Origin of the sequence: Caballeronia udeis, from assembly GCF_001544555.2 — a bacterium.
Taxonomy (GTDB): Bacteria; Pseudomonadota; Gammaproteobacteria; order Burkholderiales; family Burkholderiaceae; genus Caballeronia; species Caballeronia udeis.
Map to the genome: position 1 here is coordinate 1 of NZ_FCOK02000061.1, position 25,791 is coordinate 25,791.

Consider the following 25,791-nt stretch of genomic DNA (forward strand, 5'->3'; position numbering starts at 1 on the left):
CCTAAGTACCTAAGTACCTAAGTACCTAAGTACCTAAGTACCTAAGTACCTAAGTACCTAAGTACCTAAGTACCTAACTACCTAACTACCTAACTACCTAACTACCTAACTACCTAACTACCTAACTACCTAACTACCTAACTACCTAACTACCTAACTACCTAACTACCTAACTACCTAAGTACCTAAGTACCTAACTACGATAACGAGGTGCATCGATGACCACGGTCATCGCAACCTGCGGGAGTTTCAATCATCAAGGATAACGAACGATCCAACTGGCACGACGGTTCATCGGCGCAATCCGTCGCCAAGTTCGGCCAGTGATATTCTTGCGTTCACTGCATTTCCCAATGCAGATGCTGTGTGAAATGCTCTCTGTCAATTGCCAAGAGACTGAAGCAACACCTCTTGCATAGCGGGCACACTACTAGCAGCTCACCTTCAGGCGTCTAGCCGAAGGCGAACAACCAGGAGAAAGTCATGAACGACAAGCGAGATATGGCGCCAGACAGCACGGCAGCGCGAGTCGCCTTGTGGCGTGCTCTGCATGTCGAGGCCGACCCGCCGCCACATGTGCTGGAAGATCGGATCGGTCTTAAGCTGCTGTCCCCGGACGAGGGTTGGCGTAGTCGCGGGGACATGGACCCGCAATTCACGCGGCCCTTTCGCGCATCGATCGTGGCTCGTGCCCGCTTCATTGAGGACCTGGTCGTCGAGCAGGTCGGCCACGGGCTGAGTCAGTATGTGATCCTCGGCGCCGGCCTTGACAGCTTCGCACAGCGGCGGCCGGAGATAGCGTCGCGCCTCAGGGTGTTCGAGGTCGACCAGCCGGCTCCTCAGGAATGGAAGCGCCAGCGTCTGATCGAACTGGGCTTAGGCGTCCCGGACTGGCTACGCTTCGTGCCGGTCGATTTCGAGGCGGGCGGGTGCTGGCAGGACGAGCTCGTGACGGCCGGCTTCGACAACAGCAAGCCGGCGGTCGTGGTCTCCACGGGCGTCAGCATGTATCTCACCAAGGAGGCGAACGCCGCTACGTTGCGCGAGGTCGCGGCCCTCGCGCAAGGATCCACGCTCGCCATGACGTTCCTGCTTCCGCTGGAGCTTGCCGACACCGAGGTACGTCCCGGGCTTGAGATGGCCGAGAGGGGAGCGCGAGCAAGCGGGACACCTTTCCTCAGCTTCTTCACCCCGCCGGAGATACTGGCGCTGGCCCGCGAAAACGGCTTTGGACAAGCACAGCATGTCTCGGCAGCTGATCTTATCCAGCGCTACTTTGGGGGCCGGACAGATGGTCTGCGTCCGCCGAACAACGCGGAGGAACTGCTGGTGGCAAGTACATAGCTGCCCCTGGAAGCTGCCGCAGACGTCTCTACGCAACCGGTAACGCATACGAGAGACGCACCATCCGCCCGCCCCAACGCCCGTCAACGCGAGACGTATTCATTGGGGTAATTCGATTCCCAGCCGCCGCCGAGCGCCTTGCAGAGGGTGATGAGGTTCGCTGCAGCGGTCGCCTTGCTTTGTTCCAGATTGCTCTGACCGTCCAGCAGTTGCTTTAAAGCACCAGCGGCAAGATTCGCGCTTTCGTCGAATTCGTTACCGAGACACTGCGCAAGAACGCGCGCCTTCAGGGCGTGGACGCTGCTGCAATGCGAACTTCCCGGTAGGCGGCCACCAGTGCATCGAGGTCGAACGCCCTGTTCAGTCCACTTGGATTGGGTACGACCCACGCGCGCGCGCCGCCGAATGGCCTGGTTTGCAGCCCCCAACTGATATTGCGCGTGCCGGAGATTCCCGAGAGCGCGATCTTTCCAAGGAACACGATGTGCCGCGGTGCGTAGTGTTCGATCTTGCGCCGAAAATCATCGCCGGCCAGTTCAATCTCGGATCGCGACAGATCGGCGGCTTGCGCTGTTGGCCGCGGGACCACCGTCGTGAGACCGCAGTCATATTGAAGAAGCGTGCGGTCGTCTTCGGGACGAATCTGCTCGGGAGTAAAGCCGGCAAGATGCATCACCCGCCAGAACCGGTTGCCTCTGCCCGCAAAATGATGACCTGTCGATGCCGCACGCATACCTGGATTGATCCCGCAGAATATTATCGACAACCCCGGTTCAAGGACATCAGGAAGCGATTGCGGGGAATCAACGTAAGTGACAGATGAAAGAGTCATTGATAGGAACGTTTTGCGACACGCGCCGCCAGCTCGTGTCCCCAGTTTTTAAAGAGGCGCCCGTCACGAACAAAGATTGTGTCGGGCTGCACTGACATTTGCGGAAATTCGTGGGCGAGGCGGTCAGCGTCCGCCCAGTGAGTTGTCACGTCCTTGTCGTCAAGCAGTCCCGCATGGGCAAGCGCGAATGCCCCGTTGCAAACGATGCAAATCACGCACAACTACGGCCCAGTCTTTCCATCAGGAAGTCGACAAAGCTCCGCACACGCGACGACAGATGCCGCGCATGCGGATAGATCAGGACGAAGGGCCGCGAACAACCGCCATAAGGAATCAGCAATTCCTTGAGCGTTCCTTCTGCGATGTCTTTGTCGACAATGAAACGATAGGTCTGGAAAATGCCCGCCCCATGGCGCGCCAGGGTCACTCCGGCAAGCACGTCGCCCGACGACGCGTAGCCGCCGCGCGTCATCATCTCCGCTTCCTCGTGTTCCTGGTTGAACACCCACGGGAGATTGCGGCCGGTACTTGGCAACGCATACTGGATGCAGTCGTGATTGACCAGATCATCCGGCGTTTCCAGTTTGCCGGCGTTGCGCAGATAAGCCGGCGAAGCGACGACCACCAGTTCCGCATCCTCGATCTTTCGCGCGATCAGACCGGAGTCGCTCGGCGCACGTCCGCGAATGGCCAGGTCGAAGCCTTCTTCCGCAAAGTCGATATTGCGGTTGCTAAGGTGCGTTTCGATCGTGACACCCGGATAGCGGGCACGAAACTCGGCAAGCAGGGGAAGCACTCGATAGTGGCCATACGGGGTCGGCATGCTGATCCGCAACACACCGGTCGGTGTGGTTTGCTGGCCGGTTGCTTCACGCTCGGCGTCGGCAAGCAGGCTCAGCACCTGCCGGCATTGTTCGAAGTAGCGCCTTCCTGCATCGGTCAGGCGGATCTGTCTTGTTGTCCGCACAAACAGGCGCACACCCAGGCGTGTCTCCAGACGCGCGACTGAACGGCTGACGGCGGCCGGCGTAACGCTTGCGGCGTTCGCGGCAACCGTAAAGCTCTCGAGTTCAGCCGCAAGGCAGAACAGTTCAATACTGCCCAGGAGAAGATCTTCAAATTGACGCTGCATGGGCTTTCGACAACCTTCGGTATCGCGCTTTCTTGCGCTGGCAGAAAGGCACCCGGAACGGGCGCAAAGTGTACGCAGCGGACGGCGCGGTCGCCTTCAGTGCGCAACAAGGGGCGATACAGAATATCAGGATATAACGCGAGGAGCATCCAGGAGGAAGCGACGTGACCAGCGCGTGATCACTGAAGCCGTGCGCCTGTACCGTCGCGCGGGACGCAGGGAAGGTGCGTAGTTTCGTAGCGAAACGCAGGGGGAGTTTGGATACGGTGCGCAGCGTAGGCATCGGCTCTGGCTGGGTGGTTGCCAGCAGCCGGGGTGATGATCCAACTAGCGTTCGAAATGAAAAACGTGCCAGCCGGCAGTAGCTTGCAGGCTAGCGGGCAACGCAAGGCGATCGACGTGCAAATAGGACAGGGCGTACAGAAAGGCCTCTACGCCAACGCCCCTTGCGCCCGATGTCAATTCGAGGAAGACTCCCGTGCCCGAATCACCGGACGCGTCCCGATGTTCAGGCCGGCTTCCGGGCTAGCTGCTTGCGATAGAGCTCGACTGGCAATCCACCCCAGCCCCAGTTCTCGGTGTCCACCTCTTCAATGACAACAAAGGTTGCTTCGAGCGGTTTGTTCAGCACGTCGAGCAGCAACTGACTGACGCCTTTGATGAGCTGGGCTTTTTCGTCGGCAGTGACGGAATTGTTGCCGGGCCTGGACCCTTCGCGGGTCACCTGAATTGTGACGATAGGCATGTCGTCCTCCGTAATGGTCGGTTGACTTCAAGGGCGGCGGTCGGCGCCGCCCGGGATGATCAGTGACCGGCGCTCTGGCCGCCATCGACGTGCAGGATTTCGCCCGTCACGAACGGTGCTGCATCCAGATACAGGACAGCGTTCACGATATCGCTCATCTCGCCCATGTGACCCATCGGATGCATTGCGTCGAGCGCCGCATGGGTTTCCTGCGGGTGCATCGGCGATTTGATGATACCCGGCGAGACGGCGTTGGCGCGGATCCCCTTTTTCGAGTATTCGATAGCGAGCGATTTCGTGGCGGCGTTCAGTCCGCCCTTGGTCAGCGACGCCAGCACCGAGGGTATGCCATCGACGGCATGATCGGTCAGGCTGGTCGTGATGTTGACCACGTGACCGCTGGCATTCTTTTCCATCTCGGCAATGGCCAGTTGTGTGATGTAGAAGAAGCCGCCGACGTTCACGCCGGTCATGGCTGCGAAGTCTTCCGTGGTGTAATTGGTGAAAGGCTTGGCGATGAAGATACCGGCGTTGTTGACCAGCGTGTCGATGCGGCCAAAGCGGGCCACGCCTTCCGAAATCACGCGGCGCGCGGTAGCCGGGTCGGCAATATCGCCGGCGATGGTCACAATATTGGGGTCGTCCGACGGGCTGACCGACCGTGCGGTTGCGACGACGCGGTAGTCGAGCTTGCGGAACGCCTTGACCAGTTCGGCGCCAATGCCTTGCGATGCACCGGTAACAACAACGACTTTTTGTGATGTGTTCATGATGAAACCTCCAGATTAGATGCTTGGGATCAGATGCTGATCGGGCCGCTGGCTCCGATGGTATGAAATCTATGCGCATTGGCGCTGAATTCGAATACCCGCCTTGGACAAACAGTCGTGCTTGCCAAGTACAAATGAGTTCTGTGGCGGCTGCGCTTGCCGGTCGGCCGTGCCGGATAAACATCTGGAGAATTGAGCGCGAGGCGCTCGTCTGGTCGGCACCGTCCTCGCGCAGGCAATGCTGATTCCCGCGGCACTGTTGATCGTGCGCGTGGCAGAAGCCATCCAGGCGAGTTGATGATGCGGTGACCGGGTGATTCCCGCGCCGGAAGGCGGCATTCGTATCCCACGCGGGTGTGGTGCTGGAACGCCGGAACAGTACACTACGCGTTCCAGCAGCAAACCGGCGCTTCCGGTCTGCCGCATGCGCCAGGTCTTTCGGGCAAGGACCTCAGCGGATTTCGCACTTCACTTCGTGAAGGTCTCTTCAGAACACTCGATTCGCACCAGAACCTCATGGACTATTTTGCGGCGGTACGCGCCTTCGTTTGCGCAGCGGAACTGCAAAGCTTCAGCAAGACCGCGCATGAAATGGCAGTCAAGACCTCGACCGTTTCACGCTACGTAAGTGAACTCGAAAAGGATCTGGGCATTGCCCTGTTCAACCGGTCGACGCGCGGTCTTGTCCTGACGGAGGGCGGCAGGGTATTTCGCGAGCATGCGCTGGTTGCACTACAGGCGCTCGATGATGCGCGCCATGTCACGTCGTCGCTGAATCGCACACCGCAGGGCCTGCTGCGCGTCACGATACCTCCCGCATTTGGGCGCCGGCACATCGTGCCGCATCTCCCCGCTTTCATGAAGCGCTATCCGGACATTGACCTCGACATCGTGTCGGCCGACGAAACGCTCAACATGATCGAAGCCGGCATCGACGTTGCGATTCGCATTGGCGTGCTCCCGGATTCGTCATTGATGGCCAAACGCGTGGCTTCGCACCGGCGCATCGCCTGCGGCAGCCCCGCTTACTTCAAGCGCAACGGGACGCCTGCCGTTCCTGAAGATCTGAGCGCACACGATTCGCTTCGCTTGTCCCTGTTACCAGACGACAAATGGTCCTTCACCCGAATTGGGGACACACGCAAACGCACACACAAACGCACGGGGCCGCAGCACGTGCTCGTGGAATTGAAAGGACGTTTGCGCGGGGACGACTCCGAGGTGCTGCTGGAGCTCGCACTGGCCGGATGCGGCGTTGCGTTGCTGCCGACCTGGCTGATAGGCCCGGCCCTGCGTGAGGGGCGCCTGGTGCACGTGCTGCCCGAATGGGAGGCGCGCACGGGGCGGGCAGAACCGGCGATCTGGGCGGTTTATCCGCCGAAGAAAATTGTTTCGTCGAAGGTGCGTGCGTTCGTCGATTTCTACGTCGATGTGATTGGCGAGCCGCCGTACTGGGACGACGGACTCGCGTTGATGCAGCCGGCTTAGCGGGCGAAGCGGATGTCGAGCGCGCGCAGCCAGGTTTGCAAGCCGGCATCCTGGATCGGAATCACATAGGCGTTCTCGTTCGTTTCATTGAAATGCGCATGCCAGTATCCCGGCGGCGTCACAAACGTCATCCCGGTTTCCCAGTCGACACGGGTTGGATTCACGATGTCGCCCTTCTCATCCAGCTCGGTGCCCACCAGCGTATAGACGCCCGGATTGCCACCGGCAATGAAGTCGAGCGCTATCGACTGGTGGCGGTGCGGCTTCTGCGTCGAGTTGGGCGGCACAATGCCGAACATGGCCCACAGCACATGGGTCACCGTTCGCGTTTGCGGGAAGTTGGCGTTGCCCATCAGCACACTGATGCGGTTGCGCCGGCCCGCATTGGGTTCATCCGAGACCCGGCTCAATTCGGCCTGTGCCCGTGCGGCTGGATACAGCGTGGGTGCAAAGCGCGCATTCACGCCGGTTGTGCCGAGATAGGTCAGCAGAGGGGCGTCGTTGACGTAGTAGAGCGTGGCGGTCGCGTTGGCCGAGAGCACAGCAGCCGCACCTCCAGGCAGCGTAAAAAAGTCGCCCCGGGCGAACGGGAATGACGTCTCGCTTTGTGTCACGCTGCCCGACCCGCCGATTACGTAAAAAACCTGGGACGTCGCGTTCGGATCGAGCGTCAGGTCATCTCCTGTGTTGATGCGCAGGAAATTCGCGCTCAGGCCGGGACCGGTAGCGGGGCTCGGGCAACCCAGTTCCGCCGAAAGGTCGAGCGGCACCACGCGGGTTGCGCCGTTCGAGTACAGCGAAGGGGGGAAATTGCGGAACGGCACGCGCGAGATGAGCTTTGCGCCAATCGGGTTGGCTGACGACGTGTACTCGAAGTATTGCGCGTCCCTGGTTGCGGGAGACGTTTCAGCGAGGGTGGCTTGGGACGTTCTATTCAACATGATCTGCTCCTGTGAGTTCGGAAAGCTTCGCGCAGGCCTTGTTATGCGTGGTGGCTTGCGTCGGAAACCTGCACTCACTGTAGGCGCAGGTCACCGGCCGCAGAAGTGCCCGAAATCGAAATCACTGTTGCGCAATGGGGTGTATGACACGTCCGCTGCGGGGAAGACCGGATAAAAAACACAGGCCGTCCAATACAGAAAAGCCGCGCTCCTTTCGGAGCGCGGCTTTTCTGACAAGCGGCTGACTGAACAACCAGCCCTGGGCGCAGCGCTTACCAGCTATATCTGTATCCAACCTGACCGAACACGCCCTGACGATAATCACCGCCAATGTTGCGGGAGTACTTGACGTTGGCGTACGTTTCCGACGCTTTACCCATGCTCATGGTGACGCCCACACCCACTTCATACCAGGTCTTCGACAGGCCGCTGTTGAACGGCGCGCCGTCCACTGACGTGTTACCCGGCGTCAGGAAGTCGTGCAGTACGTCGGCGGTGAAGTAGGGCGTTGCCGTTCCCGACTTCGTGTCATTGGTCAGGTTCGCCTTGAAGATCCGGAAGCCGGCCCGTCCGCGCAACGCGTTGCTCGATGTGCTCGATACCGGCGAGATGCCGTCGTTGAAGCCGTTCAGATGCAGGTACTGGTACATCAACTGGGCTTGCGGCTCGATGGCGATGCTCGTCGATCCGATCAGCAACGGCTTGCCCACTTCACCGGACAGGCCCGTGCCAACGCCATTCTGCGAAGCACCGCCACCATACACATCGCCGTACTTGTTGTGATAGTGGGTGAGTTGCGCCACGGCGTCGAAATAGCTGCCGTCCTTCAGGTACCTGGTCCAGTAGCCGCCGAGCGATTGCGCCTGCGTTTCGACTGAACCGGTCGCGGTCGTCAGCGTCGGATTCAGCGCGCGCGCGCTGTCTTCGAACGTCGCCGACGACGAGCCGATAGTCACCGTGACGCCCGCATGCGTGCTGCCGCCAGCCGGGTTTGTCGAGAGCGTCCAGTCCTTGCCGAACTGCGCGAAGAACGTGCGTTCATCGGCGGAGAAACGATCGCCCGAGTTGGCGTTCAGGCTCTGCCCGCCAATGCGTCCCCACACGCCGTTGCCATACGTTCCCTGTGCGTTCTCGAGACTCGCGACATCGCCGACACGCTCATGCAACCGGTTCATGATCGAGAAACCGTAGTCGAGGTTGAGCGACGGTGTCATGGTGTAGCCGATCACAGCAGGACGGTATGCGATGACCGAAGGCTGAGTGGCGGGCGAGGTGGTGTTGGGCGTACCCGCGGACACGATCGGCGTCACCGGCGTAACGACAGCGCCAGGGGCGGTCGGTGTGGTCGGCGTGGTCGGCGTGGTGGGTGTCGTTGGCGGCGTCACGGGAGGCGTGGTCGGCGGCGTCACAGGAGGCGTAACCGGCGGCGTCACGGGAGGCGTAACCGGCGGTGTCACGGGAGGCGTAACCGGCGGCGTCACGGGAGGCATAACCGGCGGCGTCACAGGAGGCGTAACCGGCGGTGTCACGGGAGGCGTAACCGGCGGTGTCACAGGAGGCGTAACCGGCACGCTATTGAGCGACGAGCGCAAGTAGAAGTCGTCAGGACGACCCGAGCCGCCTTGATACAACAAGTACTGGTATGCCCCGGCCTGAACCGGCGCAAGCATATGGAAAGTCGTGGCAGCAGCGGTGCCGTTCACCTGGACGACCTTGATGCCGTCGCCTGCCGTCAGCGCGCCCAGCCCGCTCGGGCGCACCGTCACGGTCGTGCTGCCGCTTGCGTTGCCGCCAATGACCAGTTGATCGGTGAACTGATTGGACGCTGCGCCGCCGGCGTTCATCACGGTGTTCACGATCAACTGCGCGTTGGTCCCGCCCACGTAGTTGCCGCTCACATTCAGCACGTTGCCGGTCACGCCCGATGCGGCCGCCAGGTTGATCGTGTTGTTGTTGGTGAGATCGCCGTGAATCGTGAACGTGCCGGTCGACGATGCCGAGAAAGCCGGCAATGCGTTCGCCGCAGCGATCGTTCCCGAGTTGACCACCGAGCCCAGCACGGTACCGAAACCGCCGAGCGTGGCGCCTTGCGCAACAGTCGTCGTGCCTGTACCGGTGCTGGCCAGATTGTGTTGTGCATCGCCGACCGCGAGGGTGCCCGCCAGTACGTCCGTGTCGCCGTAGGTGCTTACGCCGTTCATCGTGAGTACGCCGCTGCCGAGCTTTGTCAGCGAGCCGGTACCGGTCACGCCTTGTGAGAGCGTCGACGAATACTGCTGCGTGTCGATCGTCCCGCCGTTATCGCCGATCGAGATTGCGCGGGTCGCAGCAAGGTCGAGGTCGTTGGCCAGTTGCAGCGTGCCGCCGTTGAAGGTGAGACCGCCCGTGGTCGCGCCCAATGCATTGTCGGCTGCGATATTAAGCGTGCCCTGCGTGATCAGCGTGCCGCCCGAATACGTGTTGCCGCCGGTTGCCGTGGGCGCCAGGAACAACGTGCCCGCACCGGTTTTCTCGATCGAGCCCGTGCCGCTCAACAACCCCGCGTAGGTGCCGTCATCGGTTTGCGCGAAGCGGACCAGCCCGTTGTCGGTAATCGCGGCCGGGAGGCTCTGCGCCCGCGCTTGAAGCGTGCCCGCGGCATCAACAAGCATCTGGCCCGTGTAGGTGCTGTTATCGCCCGTCAGGATCAGCGTACCGCCTGCAACTTCCGCACTTTGCACGTCCGGCAGGATGCCGTTGACGGTCCACGTACCGGTGTCCGTCTTGATGAGCGTCTGGAAGTTGGCGATGTTGCCCGTCAGTGTGTCCACGCCGAGCCCGCTCAGGAACAACTGGTTGTTGCCTGCGCCGCCGTCGATCGTGCCCGTCACCGACGAGCCGGTGTAGATGCGCATGATGTCGTCGCCACCTGAAAATATGATGTCGCCGATCACCTTGCCCTTGTTGGTGAAATCGATGGGAGCGTCGCCGCTCGAGCCGATCACGCTGCCGGGTGACTGGATCACGCCGGTTTCATTGTTGATGACGGTGTTGCCGCCGACCTTGTTCTGGAACCAGATGGCGTCGGCGTTGATCGCCTGGATCAGGCCGTTGTTGATGATGACGTTGCCCTGGCCTTGTATGTTCACGGCCTCGGCAATGCCCTGAGTGCCGTTGGACAGCACCTGGCCGCCAGCTTGAACGGTCAGCGTGCCGTTGTCCTGGAACTCGATGGTATTCGCGCCGGTGCCATAGTTGCCGTGTGAATTGACGGCGTTGTTGCTGACCGTGCCGCCCGACTGAACCGTGATGTTGGCGTTGTTAGCCAGGCTGATTGCCGATGCGTCGCCCGTGGCAATCGTCGCGCCGTTCTGGACAGTGACGGTCTGATTGTCGTTGCCCGGTACATAGCCGGTGCCGATGGGTGTGGCCCATGGGTTCGGCGAGGCTGAATTGCAGACCGTATCGAGGCCGTTCACGGCACACGCTGCTGCCGCCGCAATAGGACTCAGGAGAAAAGGAATCAGCAGCAGTGATGGTGCAAGCGAGATCGCTCGCGAACGAACTTGATGAGTCATGAACCGCCCCCGGTGTTTGTTATCTGTAAAAGCGGGCGGAATTTAACAAGCAGGCTTTCTGGTGAATGTGGCTAGCCGAACGAACGAGCCCGGAAACCTTACCGAGTAACACATGCTTTGTGCAGCATCGCGCTTTAAACAGCAGAAAGGAGTTGGGTAACTGTCAATTGTTGTTAAGTCGGTGAGAAGTCATTGAGTGACGTGACGCCGGGTCGCTAGCCGCGCGTGCTTAATAGCAGAATCCGCTCTTGATCTATGAGCGCTGGCGAACATGCAGCGCAGATGCAGCGCGTTGTGTGGGTTACCCATCGTTCAAGCGCGAATGTCTTGCTTCAGGGCGTTCCCTCTGCGTCCATGCATCGGTACGATGCGTTTTTCGGCGCTTCACGCGCTTGGGCAAGCGCTGATATCGGGGGATATATGGGAGCGAAAAGTACGGTGGAGAGCAGGCCGACGAACGTTCATGTTCATCTTTACTACGGCGTCGATCCAGGCCGGTATCGCAAGGACGAGAACGTCGGGTGCTTGTACGGCTATCACTACGCCCAATCGGAGTCGATGACGCTTTCATATTCCCAGGATCACCCTGAAGGCCGTGTCCTTCGCACTATTCGACGCGGCTTGAAAGCGCTTCTCGGCTGCGATCTCATCCATACCTTTCGCAACCGCGCTGCGCTGCTTGAAGCGGACGTGATCTGGACGCATACGGAGCGGGAGTACCTCTCGGCGGCGTTGCTGCTCATGCTCAATCGCGGTCCGCGCAAGCCGCTTCTGCTGGCGCAAAGCGTGTGGTTGCTGGACATCTGGGAATCGCTTGGCGTGTTCAAGCGCGCAATGTTCAAGCGGCTGCTAAGCCAGGCGACCTTGCTGACGACCCTGACTCACGACAACGCCGCACTAGCGAAAAAGTTCTGGAACCGCGAAGCAACGGTGGTTCTCTACGGCATCAGTACAGACGATTTCCCTTTGCAGCCGGTGTCCGAGTGGCGCCCTCACGGACCCTTGCGCGTGGCGGCCATTGGTAACGATCGTGATCGGGACTGGCAGACCTTCATGGCTGCGTTCGAAAACGACCCGCGCTTTAGCGCGAGGCTGGCGACCCAGCGTAAGGTCGCGCGTCCTGATCAGGCGGACAACATTGTGATTGCACCGGTGTCGGGGCTGGCGGAGCAGCGTGCGCTCTATGACTGGGCCGATGTGATCGTCGTACCGCTTCATCCCAATCACCATGCATCGGGCATTACGGTTTTGCTGGAAGCGGTGATGGCCGGCAAGGTAGTGGTCGCAACGGGCATAGGCGGTCTGTCGGACTATTTCTCCGGTGACGCCGTCTCCTATGTACCGGTCCACGATGCACCGAGCTTGCGCGAGACTGTCGCCGCGCTAGGGGCCGATCCCGAAGGCACGACCGAGCGGATTCGGCGCGCGCAGCAGGAGTTGGTATCGAAGGATCTGACGACGCGCGGTTTCGCCCGGCAACATGTCATGCTGACGCATCAGATGCTGCGCCAGGCACGGTCGAACGAACGGGCGGAATCGCTTGCGCGTGTGTAAGCCGCAGGTCAAGTGACTCAAGTGACTCAAACGGCGGCTCAATACCCCGTTCGCTGACGCGAGCAACCCGCCCTTACTTGCCAGCCTGTGTTCGCTTAAGGAAATCGTGCTGGAAAATGCACATGCGATACACGTTGTGATACCGGCCATTACCAAAAAACTCTTCGATCAGTTCCGCTTCCTGTTTGAAGCCGCACTTCTCGTAGACATGAATAGCCGACTGATTCGACACATCCACGATCAGATACAGCTTGCGCAGATTGAGCACTGAGAACGCGTAGTCCGTGGCGAGCAGGGTCGCGCTTGTTGCATATCCCTGGCCTTGGGCGCCGGGTGCAATGATGATCTGGAATTCGCCGCGTCTATGGATGTAATCAAGCTCGATCAATTCCGCGAGCCCTACGGTCTCGCCGACCTTGTCGACAGCGACGAAGCGCCGTTCACGCAGGTCGTGGACGTGGCGATCGTATAGCTGGGACAACTCGGAGAACGTTTCATAGGGTTCTTCGAACCAGTAACGCATGATCTTTGCGTTGTTGTTCAGACTGTGGACGAAGTGGAGATCGGTACGTTCGAGCGGCCGCAGCATGAGCTGATTGTTCTCTTCGATGATCATGGGTGACACTCCGCGAATGATGGATCGACCTGCAATATAACTTAAGCGCCTGCACGTGCCTGGTTGCTTACAGGCCTTAAGGGACGGCCTCCAGGCGTGCGCCATAGACTTCGAGCGCGGCATCGCGCAGCGCTCGAAGCACAACGTTTGCCGCGGGCGACAATAATTGCGTTTGCCGCGTAATGATGCCGAATGCATCCATGCGGCACGGCAATTCAATAGCCAGCCGCTTGAGCGTGCCGAACTCCTCATATTGCCGCGCGACTTCTTCGGGCATGACGGCGAGCATGTCGCTTTGCAGCAAGATGCCGGAGATTGCAACGATGTTGTTGGTGTTCACCACATTCTGCGGCGAACTGAGGCCGATCTGTGAAAAGACCATGTCGAATCTATGCCGCAGCACGCTGCCCGGCGGATGCAGGACCCAGCCTGCATTGACAATGTCGTGCATGGTCAGGCCGGTCGCGTGTTCAAGCGGATGCCCGGGGCGCACGACTACGCAAAGCGGTTCCTCGGCAATAGGCTCGTAACGTACCGCATCCTTGAACTGGCCCTGCCGCTCGAGTACGCGGCCAATCATGATGTCGAGGTGGCCCTCGGCAACCAGCGGCAGCATCACGTCTGACGTTTCCACTTGCAGCCAGATCTGCAATTGCGGATAAAGCGCTTTCACGCGTGCGATGGCCATTGGCACCATGGTCGCGGCTGCTGCGGCAATCGCGCCAATCTGCACCTGGCCCACGAGCCCCGCGCGCAACGCGGAGATCTCGTCGTGCGCCTGGTTCAGATTCGAGAGCACCATGCGCGCATGCCGGATCATCACTTCGCCATACAGCGTGGCGTGCATCCCGTGCGGCGTGCGGTCGAAAAGCCGCACCTCCAGCATGTCCTCCAGTTCCTTCAGCAGACGCGACGCGGCCGGCTGCGTCATGCCGAGGACATCGGCGGCGCGGCGGACGTTGCCTTCTTCCTCCATGGCCGCAAGCAGCATCAACTGCCGCGTCTTGAGACGCGCGCGCACGAACCAGTTCGAGTAGCTTTGAGCCATCGCCGCGCGCCTATGCGTGAATTAAAACGACACTGAAAGCTTCTTTGCTTACTGGGCATGCGGGCGGTTTTTTCATTATCGTTTTCGCTTGGTGACAAACAAGGTCGTGGTTCCGGGAAAGTGCGGATTCTCTATCGGGATCAGGCCAAACCCGCAGCGGCGAACGCGTCCGGCAGGCTTTGGACGTTAATCGTAGCCGATCATGGCCGTCGGGCAGAGAGGCCGCGCAAGCCACATTATCGCCGCTTGGCTGCGGTTGCCAGATTTAGCGTACGGGTGGGCAATGACAGGCGCTTGGCCGAAGCCGGGCGGGGTAAGCCGACGGTAAGGTCAAGCCGTGGCGATCAGCAGCACGCCGGTGCCCGCGAGCCCGATGGACCAGAGGCGGTCGAAGTTGATCCAGCCGCGCCTGAGGACGCCCACGCCCAGCCAGTCGTACACCAGCATTGCGATACCCGCTGTGACGAACAGCGTGGCCAGCGTATGCAGGCCGACGGCGGCGAGCGAGACCAGCAGCGGCCCGGATGATCCGCCTGCCATGGACCCGCACAGGGGGATCAGCGCCGGAATCAGCATGAGGCCGGCTCCGTGTGCGGTCGCCATCAGGAACGACCAGAGGACGAGACCGGCAAAACCTGTCGTCATGCCAACCCGCACGCGGTGCCGATGCCCGTAGCGAACCTGGTACACCGCCCAGGCGACCAGCAGGGCGCCGCTTGCAATGCGAATGAGGTGGCTGTCCACGACCATCCCTGTGGTGGCCACGAGCGCGGCGACTATGCCGATAGAGAGCGCGTGGCCCAGCGCCATTGGAGGGATGGCAAGAAGGACGGCTTGCCGGCTGCGTCGATGCAAACCGAGGGCGACCGCGAACAGCCAGCCCATGGCGGGGTTGAGTCCATGAAACACGCCAAGCCCTGCAATCGCGAACCACTCCCATGCGTGGCCCGACCCTGCCCATGCTGTGTTCATGATGGGCCCGGCGTGAGCGCTCCATGAGAGTCGCAGGTCGCGGATAACTTCATGGATAGCAATACGAGTCGGACGAACAATCACCGCCCTCGAGCCGCACCTGATGCGGCCGGTGCGTGGAAGGCCACTCGACCAGGAAGCGCGGATCGAACTCGATACCGCCCTCCGGCGACGCATCCAGCTTCACCATCCAGCCTTTGAGACCATCGGGATAAAACTGTTCGTCGATAGCGCCGTATAGCGAATTGGTGAAATACACGCGGCGGCCATCGCGGCTGACTTCGACCATCTGCGGTCCGCCGTTCAGGGAGCGGCCGTCAGCCTTCGGATGTGACTCGCGCGATACGATGCCACCGATTCTCACGGTCCCGGTGAGCTTGGGCGCGAAGGGATCGGAGACGTCGTATTGCCGCAAGTCGCCGGTTCCCCAGCACGCAACGTAGAGGAAGCGGTCGTCCATGGACAGGTCGATGTCCGTGACAAGCGGAGGCACTGCACCGAAACCCTTCAGCATGGGCGGCAGCAGATCGGGGTTAGCGGGCTCGGCTGGAATCTCGATGATCTTCTTGACGGCCCACTTGTCACCATCGCGGTACCAGGTCCAGATAGACGCGGATAAATCGTTCAGGCTGATCACGGAGTTGACGAAGCCGTATGCCTTGGTCGGATCGTGAGCCGGACGCAGTTCGAACACGAGCTGGTTCTCCTTGCCGAAATCGATCTCCTGTTGATGCTTGCGTGTATGCAGGTCCCAGAAATGCAGCTTGTGGCCGTATTGGCCGCCTAGCAGGATTTCCGGCACGAGGCCGTTTTCGAATGTAGCAGGCAAGCCCCATTCGCTCGTGACCAGGGTGTCGTGTCCGAGGTGCCACCAGGCGTCGTAGGCTAGTTGCTGAGGACCGCGATCTATTTCCCATTGGCCGCGAATGTCGAAGGTCTCATGGTCCATCAGGAAAATGCCGCCCGGCGCTTCGCCTTGCGCATTCCCCAATGCGGCCACGTAGATACCTTCGGGTCCGCAGTGAACGGTATGAGGTCGGGTATAACCCGCCTTCTCGGCGACTTCGCCGGGCTCCAGCACGCGCACGATCTTGGGGTTGCGAGGGTCAGCCTTGGTATCGAGAATATGAATTCTCGACGATCGCAAACCGGGCACGACCAGATAACGACGCTCGGCGTGCGGGTGGGGTGCGTTCGGGCATAGGCAGGAACTGCAGGCGTTCCAGCCGAAATGATGAAGCTCGTCGCCTGTGTTGGGCATGGCGACGTTGCTGATCACTTGCGAATAGCTGGCCGAGGCGGGGTCTACGTCCACGACGGCGATGGCATCCGGCACCTGTCGCGTGGGATCGAAACTCGCAACGTACGCAATGGTTTCGTGCGGGGTCTTCATGGCCATCCGCGGGGAGGGATAGAACGTTGGATCCGGTGTCCAGGTAGCCATGCCATTTCTCCAGGAAACGTTTTTCCCTGGTGGCCCGGTGGAAGCCGCGCAAGGATTATCCGCAGACCTACCGGGCAAATATACCTTGTTTACCGCATCCGATTGCCCGAGCCGGTTGGCGCCCAAAGCTTGATTTCTTCTAAGCGAATACCGTATGGCGATATGCGCTCGCTTGCTTGCCGCAAGCATGGGTGTAAACACGAACGCCCGGCTGCTCCTTGCCGGGCGTTCAAAGCGCGAGTGCGTAGGAGCAGTCTATTTGCGCGCTTTCCGACCTGCGGTTTTGGCCGCCGGTTGAGCCGCGGCCACGCCAATCTGGCTGGCCGGGAAATTGACGATCCTCGTGCTGCCCGCCGGCCTTGCGTACGAGCGAAGCGCCTGACGGGAGCTGGATCTCGCGCCGCCGGCAATCGCACTCATTGCCTGCTTGTCGAGTTCCACGCTGTCGGGTAGATCCTTGATCAGAATTGCAGCCATGGTGTCATCCAGGGTAGGTTAGGGTTTCCATTCATTCCAGTATAGGCAATTCAGGCGTTTAGAAACGCCTGATCCGCTGCGGGAAGAATCTTCCCGCAGCGGACGTCGACGCAACCAGACCTGCATTGCGGTTGCTTCATACAGCGATCGCTGAACCCGTGCTCGCATACTGCGCCGGATTGACGCTCAGGCGTAGCGGTCCGAAGTCTGCGCCGATCACGCCGACGTTGTTGAGCGCGTTGACCTCCACGTTTTGATACTGAATGATGTTCGCGTTCGAGGTTACCGCGACGTTGACGTTGGCAAATGCACCGGGGTTGACAGGCAACGCGTTACCGCCGCGCACGTCCGACATGGCGTGGCGGTCCAGCTCCCGGCTGTGAGATAAATCTTGAATCGTGATGGACGACATGGCGGTGCTCCAAGGTGAAAAGTAAGGGCGGCCTGAACGGGCAACCTGGAGACCGTGAGGCCTCCGGGTTGCCGCGCAGCTTCAGAAGTTGATCGTGTTCTTGTTGGTGGCGGTCTGCTTCGGGTCGACCGTCGAGTGAATGCCGCTCGCGAACGCCACGTTGTTGCCGTTGTTGTTCAGCGTGTTCTGCGACTGGCTGATCAGTTGAGTGGCATCGAACGAAGCCTCGTACGAGGACACGTTCACGCCAGGCCAGTAGCCAGGCAGGTTGCCACCGCGTACGGCGGACATGGCGCGGCTGTCGAGTTCTTCGGTCACGGACAGGTCTTTGATGGTGAGTGATTTCATGACAGTTCTCCTAAGGGTCAAGCCAGGTGGCTTTAAAGGTTGGTGAGCATCTTGTCTGCTCGCTGGACACTAATGCATGGGCTGTGCCAGAAGCGCCGCCGAGCAATAAAATAATGCTCAAAGGCTTATGGAATAAGGCTTGGCGGAATCGGAGAAGTGCACGGCTTGCGTGCTCTTTCATTGGCATTCGAAGCGGATGACGGCTTCGGGCCAACAGCGGGAACCCGATCTGTTGGGCCTGGAACAACATGTGCCCGATCGAACACCCGCGGCGAAACCATATTGCGAAAGGCAGGGCTGTCACCTAGTATCGAATCACTGCGAGTGCGGGTAACTACAGACAATATATTTACTATGGAGCCGCGTACGAGCCGTCGAGATGACCAGTCTTGCGCAAGCTATTCGAACCTTCCAGAACAGTGGTGCGTCGCGTGATGAGTTTTTAGTGCTCGTCGACAGCGCGTTGTCCGCCGATGACACGTCGCCCGGGCGCCTGCTCGAAATACTCCGCGAAGAACAAGCCAGGACGCCGCTGCCAGCCGATCTTTATGCGGTTGTGCACCGGCGGATAGAGCAGGCGTCGCTGGCAAGCCATGGCGCGAATGCCGACGAGACGCGCTTGCAAACTTCACCAGGCGCGTTGCACCAGCGCTCGACACCTTCTTCCCAATTCCCGCCGCCTGCGCGTGACTTCGTGATGTCGGACACGGCCCAGGTCAAGGAGGTGGGCGACACCCTCAACGGCCGTTTCGTGCTCGAGGAATGTCTTGGTGTGGGCGGCATGGGGACCGTCTACAAGGCGCTCGACCTGCGCAAGCTCGAAGCATCGGATCGCCGTCCGTACATTGCGATCAAGGTGCTGAATCTGCAGTTTCGCGGCAATCCGAAATCGCTCATTGCACTGCAGCGCGAAGCGAAAAAAGCGCAGGCGCTCGGGCATCGAAACATCGTGACGGTGTACGACTTCGATCGCGACGGCCCGGTGGTCTACCTGACCATGGAGTATTTGTCCGGCAAGCCGCTGAGCCGGATCCTGCGGGCCCCGGAGTTCAAGGGCATGCCGTATGCGGAGGCGTTGCCGATCTTCACGGGCATGGCGAACGCGCTCGCCTATGCGCACGAGCGTGGTTTCGTGCATTGCGACTTCAAACCCGCCAACGTGTTCCTCACCGATACCGGGGAGGTGAAGGTCATCGACTTCGGTATTGCCCGCGTGTTCCAGCGGCCTGAAGAGGAAACCGACGCAACGATCTTCGATCCCGGCAGTCTCGGCGCGCTGACACCCGCTTATGCGAGTCCGGAGATGCTGGAGCATCGTGAGCCGGATCCACGCGACGACATCTACGCGCTCGGCTGCACCACCTACGAATTGCTGACCGGGCGGCATCCGTTCGACCGCGTACCCGCAACCCAGGCGGGCAGCTTGGGCCTCAAGCCTCAGCGTCCCGAGGGGCTGGGGACGCGGCAATGGCGGGCGCTGAGGACCTCGCTGGCGTTCGAGCGCGAAGCGCGCATGCCGACGGTCACGCGCTTTCTGCAGGAATTCGGCGGTACGGAAAAGCACACCGGCATGCCGGGCGCCGCGCTCAAGGCGGCTGTCTCGGCGGGCGTGCTGGCCGTGGTGGCTGCGGGCGGCTATTTCTATGCGTCGTCGCATCGCGCAGCGTCACCGGAGCAAGCCGCAGTGTCACCGGGACAAGCCGCAGTGTCACCGGAGCAAGCCGCAGCGTCACCGGGACAAGTCGCCACGTCATCGGAAAAATCCGCCACGCCACCCGAGACAGTCGCCGCGGTGCCTGCCACCCCGGTTGTCCCGGCGCTTTCACTCGCGACGGTCGCGCCAGTGCTCGCGAGCGTGCCGTGTTCGGCGCTGGTGGCGTCGGTCCGGGATCAGGCGCTTGGCGTGAGCGGCTATCTTGGCCGTAGCTATGGCACGCAGAAATTGCGCACGACGCTGAGCCAGATTCCGGGCGTCGCCAATTCCGCCGTACAGGTCCAGGAAGTCGACGACGACAAGTGCGACATGCTCAAGCTGATCGCGCCCTACCTGACTGCGAACCGGCCCGCAACGATTCAAACCCGGGATCGCAATACCCAGTTGACCGAGGGTCAGCCGCTGGTCGTCCAGATCACTACGCCGCCCTACGATTCATGGGTCAATATCGACTACTACCAACTCGACGGTAGCGTGGTCCACCTGCTGCCGAATGCACGTTCGAGGGACAACCAGGCTCCGCCGAACTACGCCGCGACAATTGGCAGCGCGGGCGACTGGATCGTGTCGAAACCGTTCGGCACGGAGATGATCGTGCTGCTCGTGACGCCCGCAGCCCTGTTCGATACGGCCAGGCCCGACAGCGAGTCGCGAGGGGACTATCTGCCCGCTGTCGCGAAGCGGCTTGCCGAGATCGCGAATAAATTCGGGCGCGACAAGATCGCCGTGGACCTTGTTCAGATCGATACGCATCCCCGCAAAAAATAGCGGGCGCTTCCCGCTATTTCATGTCGCGCGCCACGCGCATGCCGTTTTGCGATTGCCGTACGCTGGCGCTGTATTTGAACCGCGTGGCCGACTGCATGTAGGCGCCGCCGTCGGGCCAGGAACCGCCGCGGATCACGCGCATCGGGCAGCCTGCTTCGTCCCACACACGGCCATCTGGCGGCGCGCCCTTGTACGAACCGTGCCAGCAGTCGCCGACCCATTCCCACACGCTGCCATTCATGTCGAAGAGGCCGTAGGGGTTGGGCAAGAAGGACCCTGCGTTCACCGGGCCATCCTTGCGCCATGGCTCGCCGCAGTCCTTGCAGTCGGCGTAACCCTTGCGCATTTCATTGCCCCACCAGTAGGTCGTGGTGGTACCGCCGCGTGCGGCATATTCCCACTCGGCTTCGCTCGGCAGGCGATACGTCTTGCCAGTCGTCTTGCTGAGCCATTTGACGTAGACCTGTGCATCGTCCCAGCTTAGATTGCGCACCGGCGCGGACTTCGAGTTGTTGCCTTCAATATCGATGCGTGGGCACCCGCTTGCGTCCGCGCAAGCGTTCCACTGCTCGATGGTCACTTCGTATTTGCCGATGGCGAACGGCCGGCCAATGCTGACCTTATGCACGGGACGTTCGGCAGGATCGTCGGAATTGCTGCCCATTTCGAACGTGCCGCCCGGTAATGCAATCAGCGCCGGACAGGCGGCACAGTCCTTGATCTCGCTTGCGGCGGACGTGCTTGTCTTGAGGGCTGCAGCCGGAGCAGGAGCGGCAGCCGGCGCGGGGGTGGGCGGCGGCGTGGGTGCGGCCGCGGATTTTTCCGCTGGCGCCGGTACGGGCGTAGCGGGTGAGGCAGGCGGAGTTGCCGCGTGCGTCTGGTTGACCTGAGCGGGCGCTTGCGCCTTCGGCGCGGAGGCAGCAGCAGCACGAAGCCGGTCGATACGAGCGTGCGCGAGCGTGGCAAAGCGTCCGTTCGGATAGGCCTTCAAGTAGGCTTCATAGTCGCTTGGATAGGTACTGTCCTTGATCGACTCCCAGAAGGTGAGTTCGTATTGCTCGTTGCTATCCTTGGGAAGAATTCCCCGGCTCTGGTACGCGACCACGGTTTGAGCTCTCAAGGAGCTCGGGCTGCTGTTTCCCGCTTGCAGTGCGGATGGGGTGAACTCGAACTTGAAGCGGTCTGCCTCCGCGGCTGGTCCCGCTATCATCCACGGCACCTGCTGTCCCCCAGTCGCCACGCTCACGGATCGCGCGACATCGTGCAGCACGTCTTCAATATTTCGTCCCGGCTGGTCAATCGCGCGCAACAACGCCGCGGTGTACATGCCATGCCGCATGCCGTCGGCCGCGTATGCGCCGGGCGCGGTTGCATACGCGATGATCGTATGGCCGGGCGGCTGCACCATGCTGACGTTGGCGGGGTCATACGGATTGTTCAGGCAGGTATCGAGCACAACAAGGTTGAGTTGATTGCTGCGCTGCGCCGACATGCCCGCCACTATGTTGTTCAAGTCGATGCCCTGCGTGAGCGGGGCCGCAGGCGAGCCCTGCGTGTCGACGGGCAGCAGCAGGGTGGACTTGCCGACCTGCATCCCATGTCCCGCGAAATAGAACAGGCCCACGCCGCCAACGGCCAGGCGCTCGTTAAATTCGTGAATTGCTTCGTTCATGCGGGTACGGTCAAGGTTCGAGTACGTCACGACATCGAAACCTAGCCGGTTCAGCAGTTCGCTGGCTGCTGCCGCATCACGCGTGGCGTTGGCGAGCGGATGATCTCCATAGCTCGCATTGCCGATCACCAGCGCAAGCCGGCGCGCAGGCGCCGCACCCTGTTCCTCGGCTGCGCCGCTGCCGAGCGCCACGGCGCCAAGCAGGACCGCGAGCCACAGATTTCTCCACATGATTCTTCGCCACATGATCACACCCCGTACCGGTATTCGACGGCACCTTCAAGGAACCGCGCCAGAGCTGCATGATCCGCGGGAGCGCCACGAGCACTCACGCAGAATCCGTTTGTCCGATGGGCGAGCATCACGACCAACCATAGCACGCAACTACTTCATATCAACGTGGGCGAGAAGGCGTAACAATGCAACGTGTCGTGATTGGCCCGGGGATTGGCTTTTTATGACGAACGCATCTCCACGATAAAAGATGGATACCTAATTATTCAGACGATACTCAAGAAATGGTCGATTGACTGATGGCCTGACAACGGTCGATTGGCCCTTCTCCAAGGCATGTCTTTTTAGTGGATTCCGTCCTAAGCTAACAAGAAGAAAACCGTGCATAAGGTTCGGGAGAATTCAAAAATGCTAAGAAGAACCGTCCTTGGCGTGCTCGCTGTCATGACCGTGCTGACACCGTCGCGTTCATTCCCGGCGGCGCGTACGCCTTCTCCGCCCGGCGCGGAGGCATTCATCATCTGGCCGCCCGACGGCGCGGTCATCACGGGCGGCAAACTCTGGGTCCGCATGGGCTTGCGCAACATGGGCGTATGTCCGAAGGGCATCAACATTCCCAATGTAGGACATCATCACCTGCTGATCGATACGGAGTTGCCGCCGTTCGATCAGGAAATTCCCTCGGACCGCCAACACCTGCATTTCGGCGCGGGCGAAACCGATGCGCGAATCGAGTTGCCGCCGGGCAAGCACACGCTGCAGTTGCTCATGGGCGACTACAACCACGTGCCGCACGATCCCCCGATCTATTCGAAGAAGATCACGATCACCGTGAAATGACGGGTGCGTCGCAGTGGTGTTTTTCAGGTGGGCTGCAATCATACGGGAGGGCGTGTGCCATGAAGAGATTTTGCGCTGCCGCGGCGATCGCGGTCTCGCTGATATCCGTGTCCGGTTCCGCGCTGGCCGGCCCCACACCCGCCCCGCCCAATGCGTATGCGTATATCGGCTACCCGAACAATGGTCAGACGCTTCCCGCCGGCAAGCCATTTCGCGTGTGGTTCGGGCTGCGTTACATGGGCGTCGCCCCGCGTGGCGTGCAGTATCCGAATACCGGCCACCATCATTTGTTGATCGACACCGACCTGCCCGCGTCCTTCGATGAGGAGATTCCCTCCGACCGCCAGCACCTGCATTTTGGCGCGGGTGAAACAGAGACCACACTCGATCTGCCTCCCGGCAAGCACACGCTGCAATTGCTGATGGGCGACTACATGCACGTCCCGCACAACCCCCCCGTCTATTCGAAGAAGATCACGATCTACGTCAAGTGATTGGTCCGGTTCACGCGCGGCGAGTGTCGCGCATGAACCAACAGTTCCCCGAAAAAGCGTTGGTTGCCACCCGTCACGACCGTGCCGGATGACGGGCGGGCGGCAACTTCCGCTACCGCGGTGTCATCGCGCAGATCCTTTCCCGGTAAAGCTTCGGAGCCATCGGGTGAAGCCTTCGGGACTCGCCTGGCACGGGCCATGCATTAGTGTCCAGCGAGCAGACATGATGCTCACCAACCTTTAAAGCCACCTGGCTTGACCCTTAGGAGAACTGCCATGAAATCACTCACCATCAAAGACCTTTCCGTTACCGAAGAACTCGATAGCCGCGCAATGTCCGCTGTACGCGGCGGCAACCTGCCCAGCTTCTGGCCGGCCTACAGCAGCACGGCAACGAGCCTCTCGTTCAGTGCGGAACAGTTGATCAGCCAGTCGCAAAACACGATCAACAACAACGGCAACAACGTTGCATTTGCCAGCGGTATCTCGTCGACGGTCAAGCCGACGCAGACCGCCAACAACTACAACACCGTCAACTTTTGATCGACGGGTGCAGGCGGCGAAGGTCATCCGGCCTTCGCTGCCGTACCGGCCCGGACCCCAGGTCTGCAAGTCTTCAAGCAGCACTCCACCTACCCGGAGTGAGATCATGCAAGTCATGTCGCCATCGCGCGGGTTGCAGGGCCGCGCATCCAACTTCTCATCCCCAGGTAGCATGCATGTCCTGTTCGCGCGCATGGTGCTCCCGGTGCTTGCCTGCACGACACTTCTCGGTGGTTGCATCGACGTGAACGTGCCGGACTACAAGCGTCCTGATACACCCGCCAAGGCCACCTGGTCGCAAACGGCCAAGGCGCTCGTGTCACCGGCCGACACCATTACGCTCGACTGGTGGAAGCAGTTCCACGACCCGTATCTCGACTCCCTCGTTAGCCGGGCAATAGCAGGAAACTTCGATATCAAGATTCTCGCCGCGCGTGTATCGGTCGCGGGTGGACAGATCAACGAGGCACGTGCCGGAGCGCTTCCCACCGCCGATCTCGGCGCGGGCGCGGAGTTTGATAAAACCACGCGGCGGGATTTCTCGAAGCAATACAACGTCGCCACGCAGGTGAACTGGGACATCGACATCTGGGGCGCGGTCGAGAAAGGCGTGCAGGCGCAGAAGGCCGAATATCGCGCGACGGAAGCGGATTGGCGCGCAGGATATCTGACGCTCGTGTCCGATGTCTCCACGACCTACTTTCAGATTCTTCAGTTCGATGACCAGATTGACCAGCAGCAAAAAACGCTGCGCACCAACCAGCAGATCCTGACCATCTATGAAGGCATGGCGAAGAATGGCCTTGTGCCGAGCACGCAGGTCCTGACGCAGCGCGCGGAAATCAACCGCATGACCAAAGACCTGCTCGAATTGCATCGCTCCCGCGATCTGGCGAACAACGCGCTGGCCACATTGATCGGTGTCCCGGCCGGCGAGTTCATCGTGCCGGCGGGGCAGCTCGAGAAGCGTGTGCAGATTCCCGTCGTGCCGGCGGGCTTGCCGGCGCAATTGATGGCGCGGCGACCCGACGTCGTGGCAGCCGAATATCGCGTGCTGGAAGCGTACGACGTCGTGGGACAGGCGAAGCTCGCGCAGTTGCCCACCATCAGCCTCACGGGCCGGGGCGGTACGGCGAGTTTTGCTCTGACCGATTTATTGAAGTCCTTCACGTTCAGCTTCTTGCCCAGTATCAACATTCCTTTGTTGGACCCGGGTGTGAGGGCGCATGTCAAGGCGACCGAGGCGCAGACGGTCGTGGTCGAACAACAGTATCGGCGCACTGTCATGGGCGCGTTCGAGGAGGTGGAGAACGCGCTGGTCAACCTCGACGCGCATACGAAACAGCGCGCGCAACTGCAGGAGGAAGTGGGGCACCTGCAAGTGGTGGCCGCCCAGGTTGAAGCGCAGCTCAAGGAAGGCGTGGTGTCGCAACTGGAGGTCTTCGAGACCGAGCGTACGTTGCTTGCGGCAGAATTGGCGTTGCTTGAAAACCATCAGCAACTGCTCTCCGACACAGTCACTCTCTATAAGTCCCTGGGCGGCGGATGGCCGGCGGTCGACGTCCAGAAGACGGACGAAGCAAGCGACACAACCGCCGCGCGTGGTGCGCAAGGTGAGTTCACTGCAAGTAAGGGAGCAACGAACTAAGCGCACGCGACGGCCGCGATTTCAGGGCAATAGTTCGCATCGGCCAAAATCAATGTTCGGAATGCAAAGTGTTAGTTCTCAGGCGACAGATGTGTTGCTGAATGATTGACTACCGCCAAGCGTGACTTACACTTCATGGCGTCACTGCTTTCGTTGCGGTTTCGTCCAACAAGGTTCATCGGCGGGAAAATGAGAGAA

At 60.6% G+C, this 25,791-nt stretch carries 22 protein-coding genes and 1 pseudogene; 8 read left to right on the plus strand and 15 right to left on the minus strand.

What is annotated here, in order from left to right; genetic code table 11:
- Positions 1–483 precede the first annotated feature (483 nt).
- On the plus strand, positions 484–1,344 hold the full coding sequence (locus AWB69_RS32120; protein ID WP_062090856.1) for a class I SAM-dependent methyltransferase: 861 nt from the start codon (positions 484–486) through the stop codon (positions 1,342–1,344).
- A gap of 286 nt (positions 1,345–1,630) precedes the next feature.
- On the opposite strand, the gene mug is transcribed toward AWB69_RS32120, so the two are convergent.
- From mug to AWB69_RS32145, 5 genes and pseudogenes are all read right to left on the minus strand, one after another.
- Positions 1,631–2,176, minus strand: coding sequence for a G/U mismatch-specific DNA glycosylase (gene mug / locus AWB69_RS32125; RefSeq protein WP_062090857.1), 546 nt, complete (start codon positions 2,174–2,176; stop codon positions 1,631–1,633).
- Between the two features lie 8 nt (positions 2,177–2,184).
- Positions 2,185–2,379 (minus strand): annotated as a pseudogene (locus tag AWB69_RS49740) (GlxA family transcriptional regulator); the annotation flags it as partial.
- Positions 2,380–2,387: 8 nt separating this feature from the next.
- Positions 2,388–3,308: a LysR family transcriptional regulator gene (locus AWB69_RS32135; protein WP_062090859.1), complete on the minus strand. Its 921-nt coding sequence runs from the start codon at positions 3,306–3,308 to the stop codon at positions 2,388–2,390.
- 508 nt (positions 3,309–3,816) lie between these two features.
- Positions 3,817–4,053: a tautomerase family protein gene (locus AWB69_RS32140; RefSeq protein WP_062090860.1), complete on the minus strand. Its 237-nt coding sequence runs from the start codon at positions 4,051–4,053 to the stop codon at positions 3,817–3,819.
- A 59-nt stretch (positions 4,054–4,112) separates the two neighbouring features.
- The gene (locus AWB69_RS32145; RefSeq protein ID WP_062090861.1) at positions 4,113–4,823 is read right to left on the minus strand and encodes an SDR family NAD(P)-dependent oxidoreductase; all 711 of its coding nucleotides are present in this window, start codon (positions 4,821–4,823) and stop codon (positions 4,113–4,115) included.
- Positions 4,824–5,339: 516 nt separating this feature from the next.
- On the opposite strand from AWB69_RS32145, the gene AWB69_RS32150 reads away from it, so the two are divergent.
- Complete coding sequence (locus tag AWB69_RS32150) at positions 5,340–6,311, plus strand: LysR family transcriptional regulator (RefSeq protein WP_062090906.1); 972 nt, start codon at positions 5,340–5,342, stop codon at positions 6,309–6,311.
- Here AWB69_RS32150 and AWB69_RS32155 read toward each other — a convergent pair.
- Both AWB69_RS32155 and AWB69_RS50920 read right to left on the minus strand, forming a co-directional pair.
- Complete coding sequence (locus tag AWB69_RS32155; protein ID WP_062090862.1) at positions 6,308–7,252, minus strand: cupin domain-containing protein; 945 nt, start codon at positions 7,250–7,252, stop codon at positions 6,308–6,310. The genes AWB69_RS32150 and AWB69_RS32155 overlap by 4 nt on opposite strands.
- Before the next feature lie 272 nt (positions 7,253–7,524).
- Positions 7,525–10,809, minus strand: a complete 3,285-nt coding sequence (locus tag AWB69_RS50920; RefSeq protein ID WP_062090863.1) for an autotransporter outer membrane beta-barrel domain-containing protein — start codon at positions 10,807–10,809, stop codon at positions 7,525–7,527.
- Positions 10,810–11,229: 420 nt separating this feature from the next.
- Here AWB69_RS50920 and AWB69_RS32165 point away from each other — a divergent pair, with 420 nt between their 5' ends.
- Positions 11,230–12,363: a glycosyltransferase gene (locus AWB69_RS32165; protein ID WP_062090907.1), complete on the plus strand. Its 1,134-nt coding sequence runs from the start codon at positions 11,230–11,232 to the stop codon at positions 12,361–12,363.
- Positions 12,364–12,436: 73 nt separating this feature from the next.
- Here the strand turns inward: AWB69_RS32165 and speG are convergent, their stop codons facing one another.
- The 7 genes from speG to AWB69_RS32200 all read right to left on the minus strand — a co-directional run bounded on the left by speG (position 12,437) and on the right by AWB69_RS32200 (position 17,680).
- Positions 12,437–12,979, minus strand: a complete 543-nt coding sequence (speG, locus tag AWB69_RS32170) for a spermidine N1-acetyltransferase (protein WP_062090864.1) — start codon at positions 12,977–12,979, stop codon at positions 12,437–12,439.
- 76 nt (positions 12,980–13,055) lie between these two features.
- Positions 13,056–14,027, minus strand: coding sequence for a LysR family transcriptional regulator (locus AWB69_RS32175; RefSeq protein ID WP_062090865.1), 972 nt, complete (start codon positions 14,025–14,027; stop codon positions 13,056–13,058).
- Positions 14,028–14,357: 330 nt separating this feature from the next.
- Positions 14,358–14,999 (minus strand): hypothetical protein, encoded by a 642-nt coding sequence (locus AWB69_RS32180; protein ID WP_062090866.1) that lies wholly within the window; start codon positions 14,997–14,999, stop codon positions 14,358–14,360.
- Between the two features lie 49 nt (positions 15,000–15,048).
- Positions 15,049–16,443 carry a selenium-binding family protein gene (locus AWB69_RS32185; protein WP_062090867.1) on the minus strand — a complete coding sequence of 465 codons (1,395 nt, stop codon included), beginning with the start codon at positions 16,441–16,443 and terminating at the stop codon, positions 15,049–15,051.
- A gap of 255 nt (positions 16,444–16,698) precedes the next feature.
- Entirely contained in the window at positions 16,699–16,920 is a 222-nt protein-coding gene (locus AWB69_RS32190) for a hypothetical protein (protein ID WP_062090868.1), read from the minus strand.
- 136 nt (positions 16,921–17,056) lie between these two features.
- Positions 17,057–17,332, minus strand: a complete 276-nt coding sequence (locus AWB69_RS32195; RefSeq protein ID WP_062090869.1) for a hypothetical protein — start codon at positions 17,330–17,332, stop codon at positions 17,057–17,059.
- Between the two features lie 81 nt (positions 17,333–17,413).
- Positions 17,414–17,680 carry a hypothetical protein gene (locus AWB69_RS32200; protein WP_062090870.1) on the minus strand — a complete coding sequence of 89 codons (267 nt, stop codon included), beginning with the start codon at positions 17,678–17,680 and terminating at the stop codon, positions 17,414–17,416.
- A gap of 379 nt (positions 17,681–18,059) precedes the next feature.
- On the opposite strand from AWB69_RS32200, the gene AWB69_RS32205 reads away from it, so the two are divergent.
- Positions 18,060–20,162 carry a protein kinase domain-containing protein gene (locus tag AWB69_RS32205; protein WP_062090871.1) on the plus strand — a complete coding sequence of 701 codons (2,103 nt, stop codon included), beginning with the start codon at positions 18,060–18,062 and terminating at the stop codon, positions 20,160–20,162.
- 13 nt (positions 20,163–20,175) lie between these two features.
- Here the strand turns inward: AWB69_RS32205 and AWB69_RS32210 are convergent, their stop codons facing one another.
- On the minus strand, positions 20,176–22,065 hold the full coding sequence (locus tag AWB69_RS32210) for an SUMF1/EgtB/PvdO family nonheme iron enzyme (RefSeq protein WP_062090872.1): 1,890 nt from the start codon (positions 22,063–22,065) through the stop codon (positions 20,176–20,178).
- A gap of 447 nt (positions 22,066–22,512) precedes the next feature.
- Here AWB69_RS32210 and AWB69_RS32215 point away from each other — a divergent pair, with 447 nt between their 5' ends.
- The 4 genes from AWB69_RS32215 to AWB69_RS32235 all read left to right on the plus strand — a co-directional run bounded on the left by AWB69_RS32215 (position 22,513) and on the right by AWB69_RS32235 (position 25,593).
- Entirely contained in the window at positions 22,513–22,908 is a 396-nt protein-coding gene (locus AWB69_RS32215) for a DUF4399 domain-containing protein (protein WP_231937306.1), read from the plus strand.
- Between the two features lie 59 nt (positions 22,909–22,967).
- The gene (locus AWB69_RS32220; protein ID WP_062090874.1) at positions 22,968–23,402 is read left to right on the plus strand and encodes a DUF4399 domain-containing protein; all 435 of its coding nucleotides are present in this window, start codon (positions 22,968–22,970) and stop codon (positions 23,400–23,402) included.
- Between the two features lie 276 nt (positions 23,403–23,678).
- The gene (locus AWB69_RS32230; protein ID WP_062090876.1) at positions 23,679–23,945 is read left to right on the plus strand and encodes a hypothetical protein; all 267 of its coding nucleotides are present in this window, start codon (positions 23,679–23,681) and stop codon (positions 23,943–23,945) included.
- Between the two features lie 172 nt (positions 23,946–24,117).
- Complete coding sequence (locus AWB69_RS32235; protein WP_082913675.1) at positions 24,118–25,593, plus strand: efflux transporter outer membrane subunit; 1,476 nt, start codon at positions 24,118–24,120, stop codon at positions 25,591–25,593.
- The last annotated feature ends 198 nt before the right edge of the window (positions 25,594–25,791 follow it).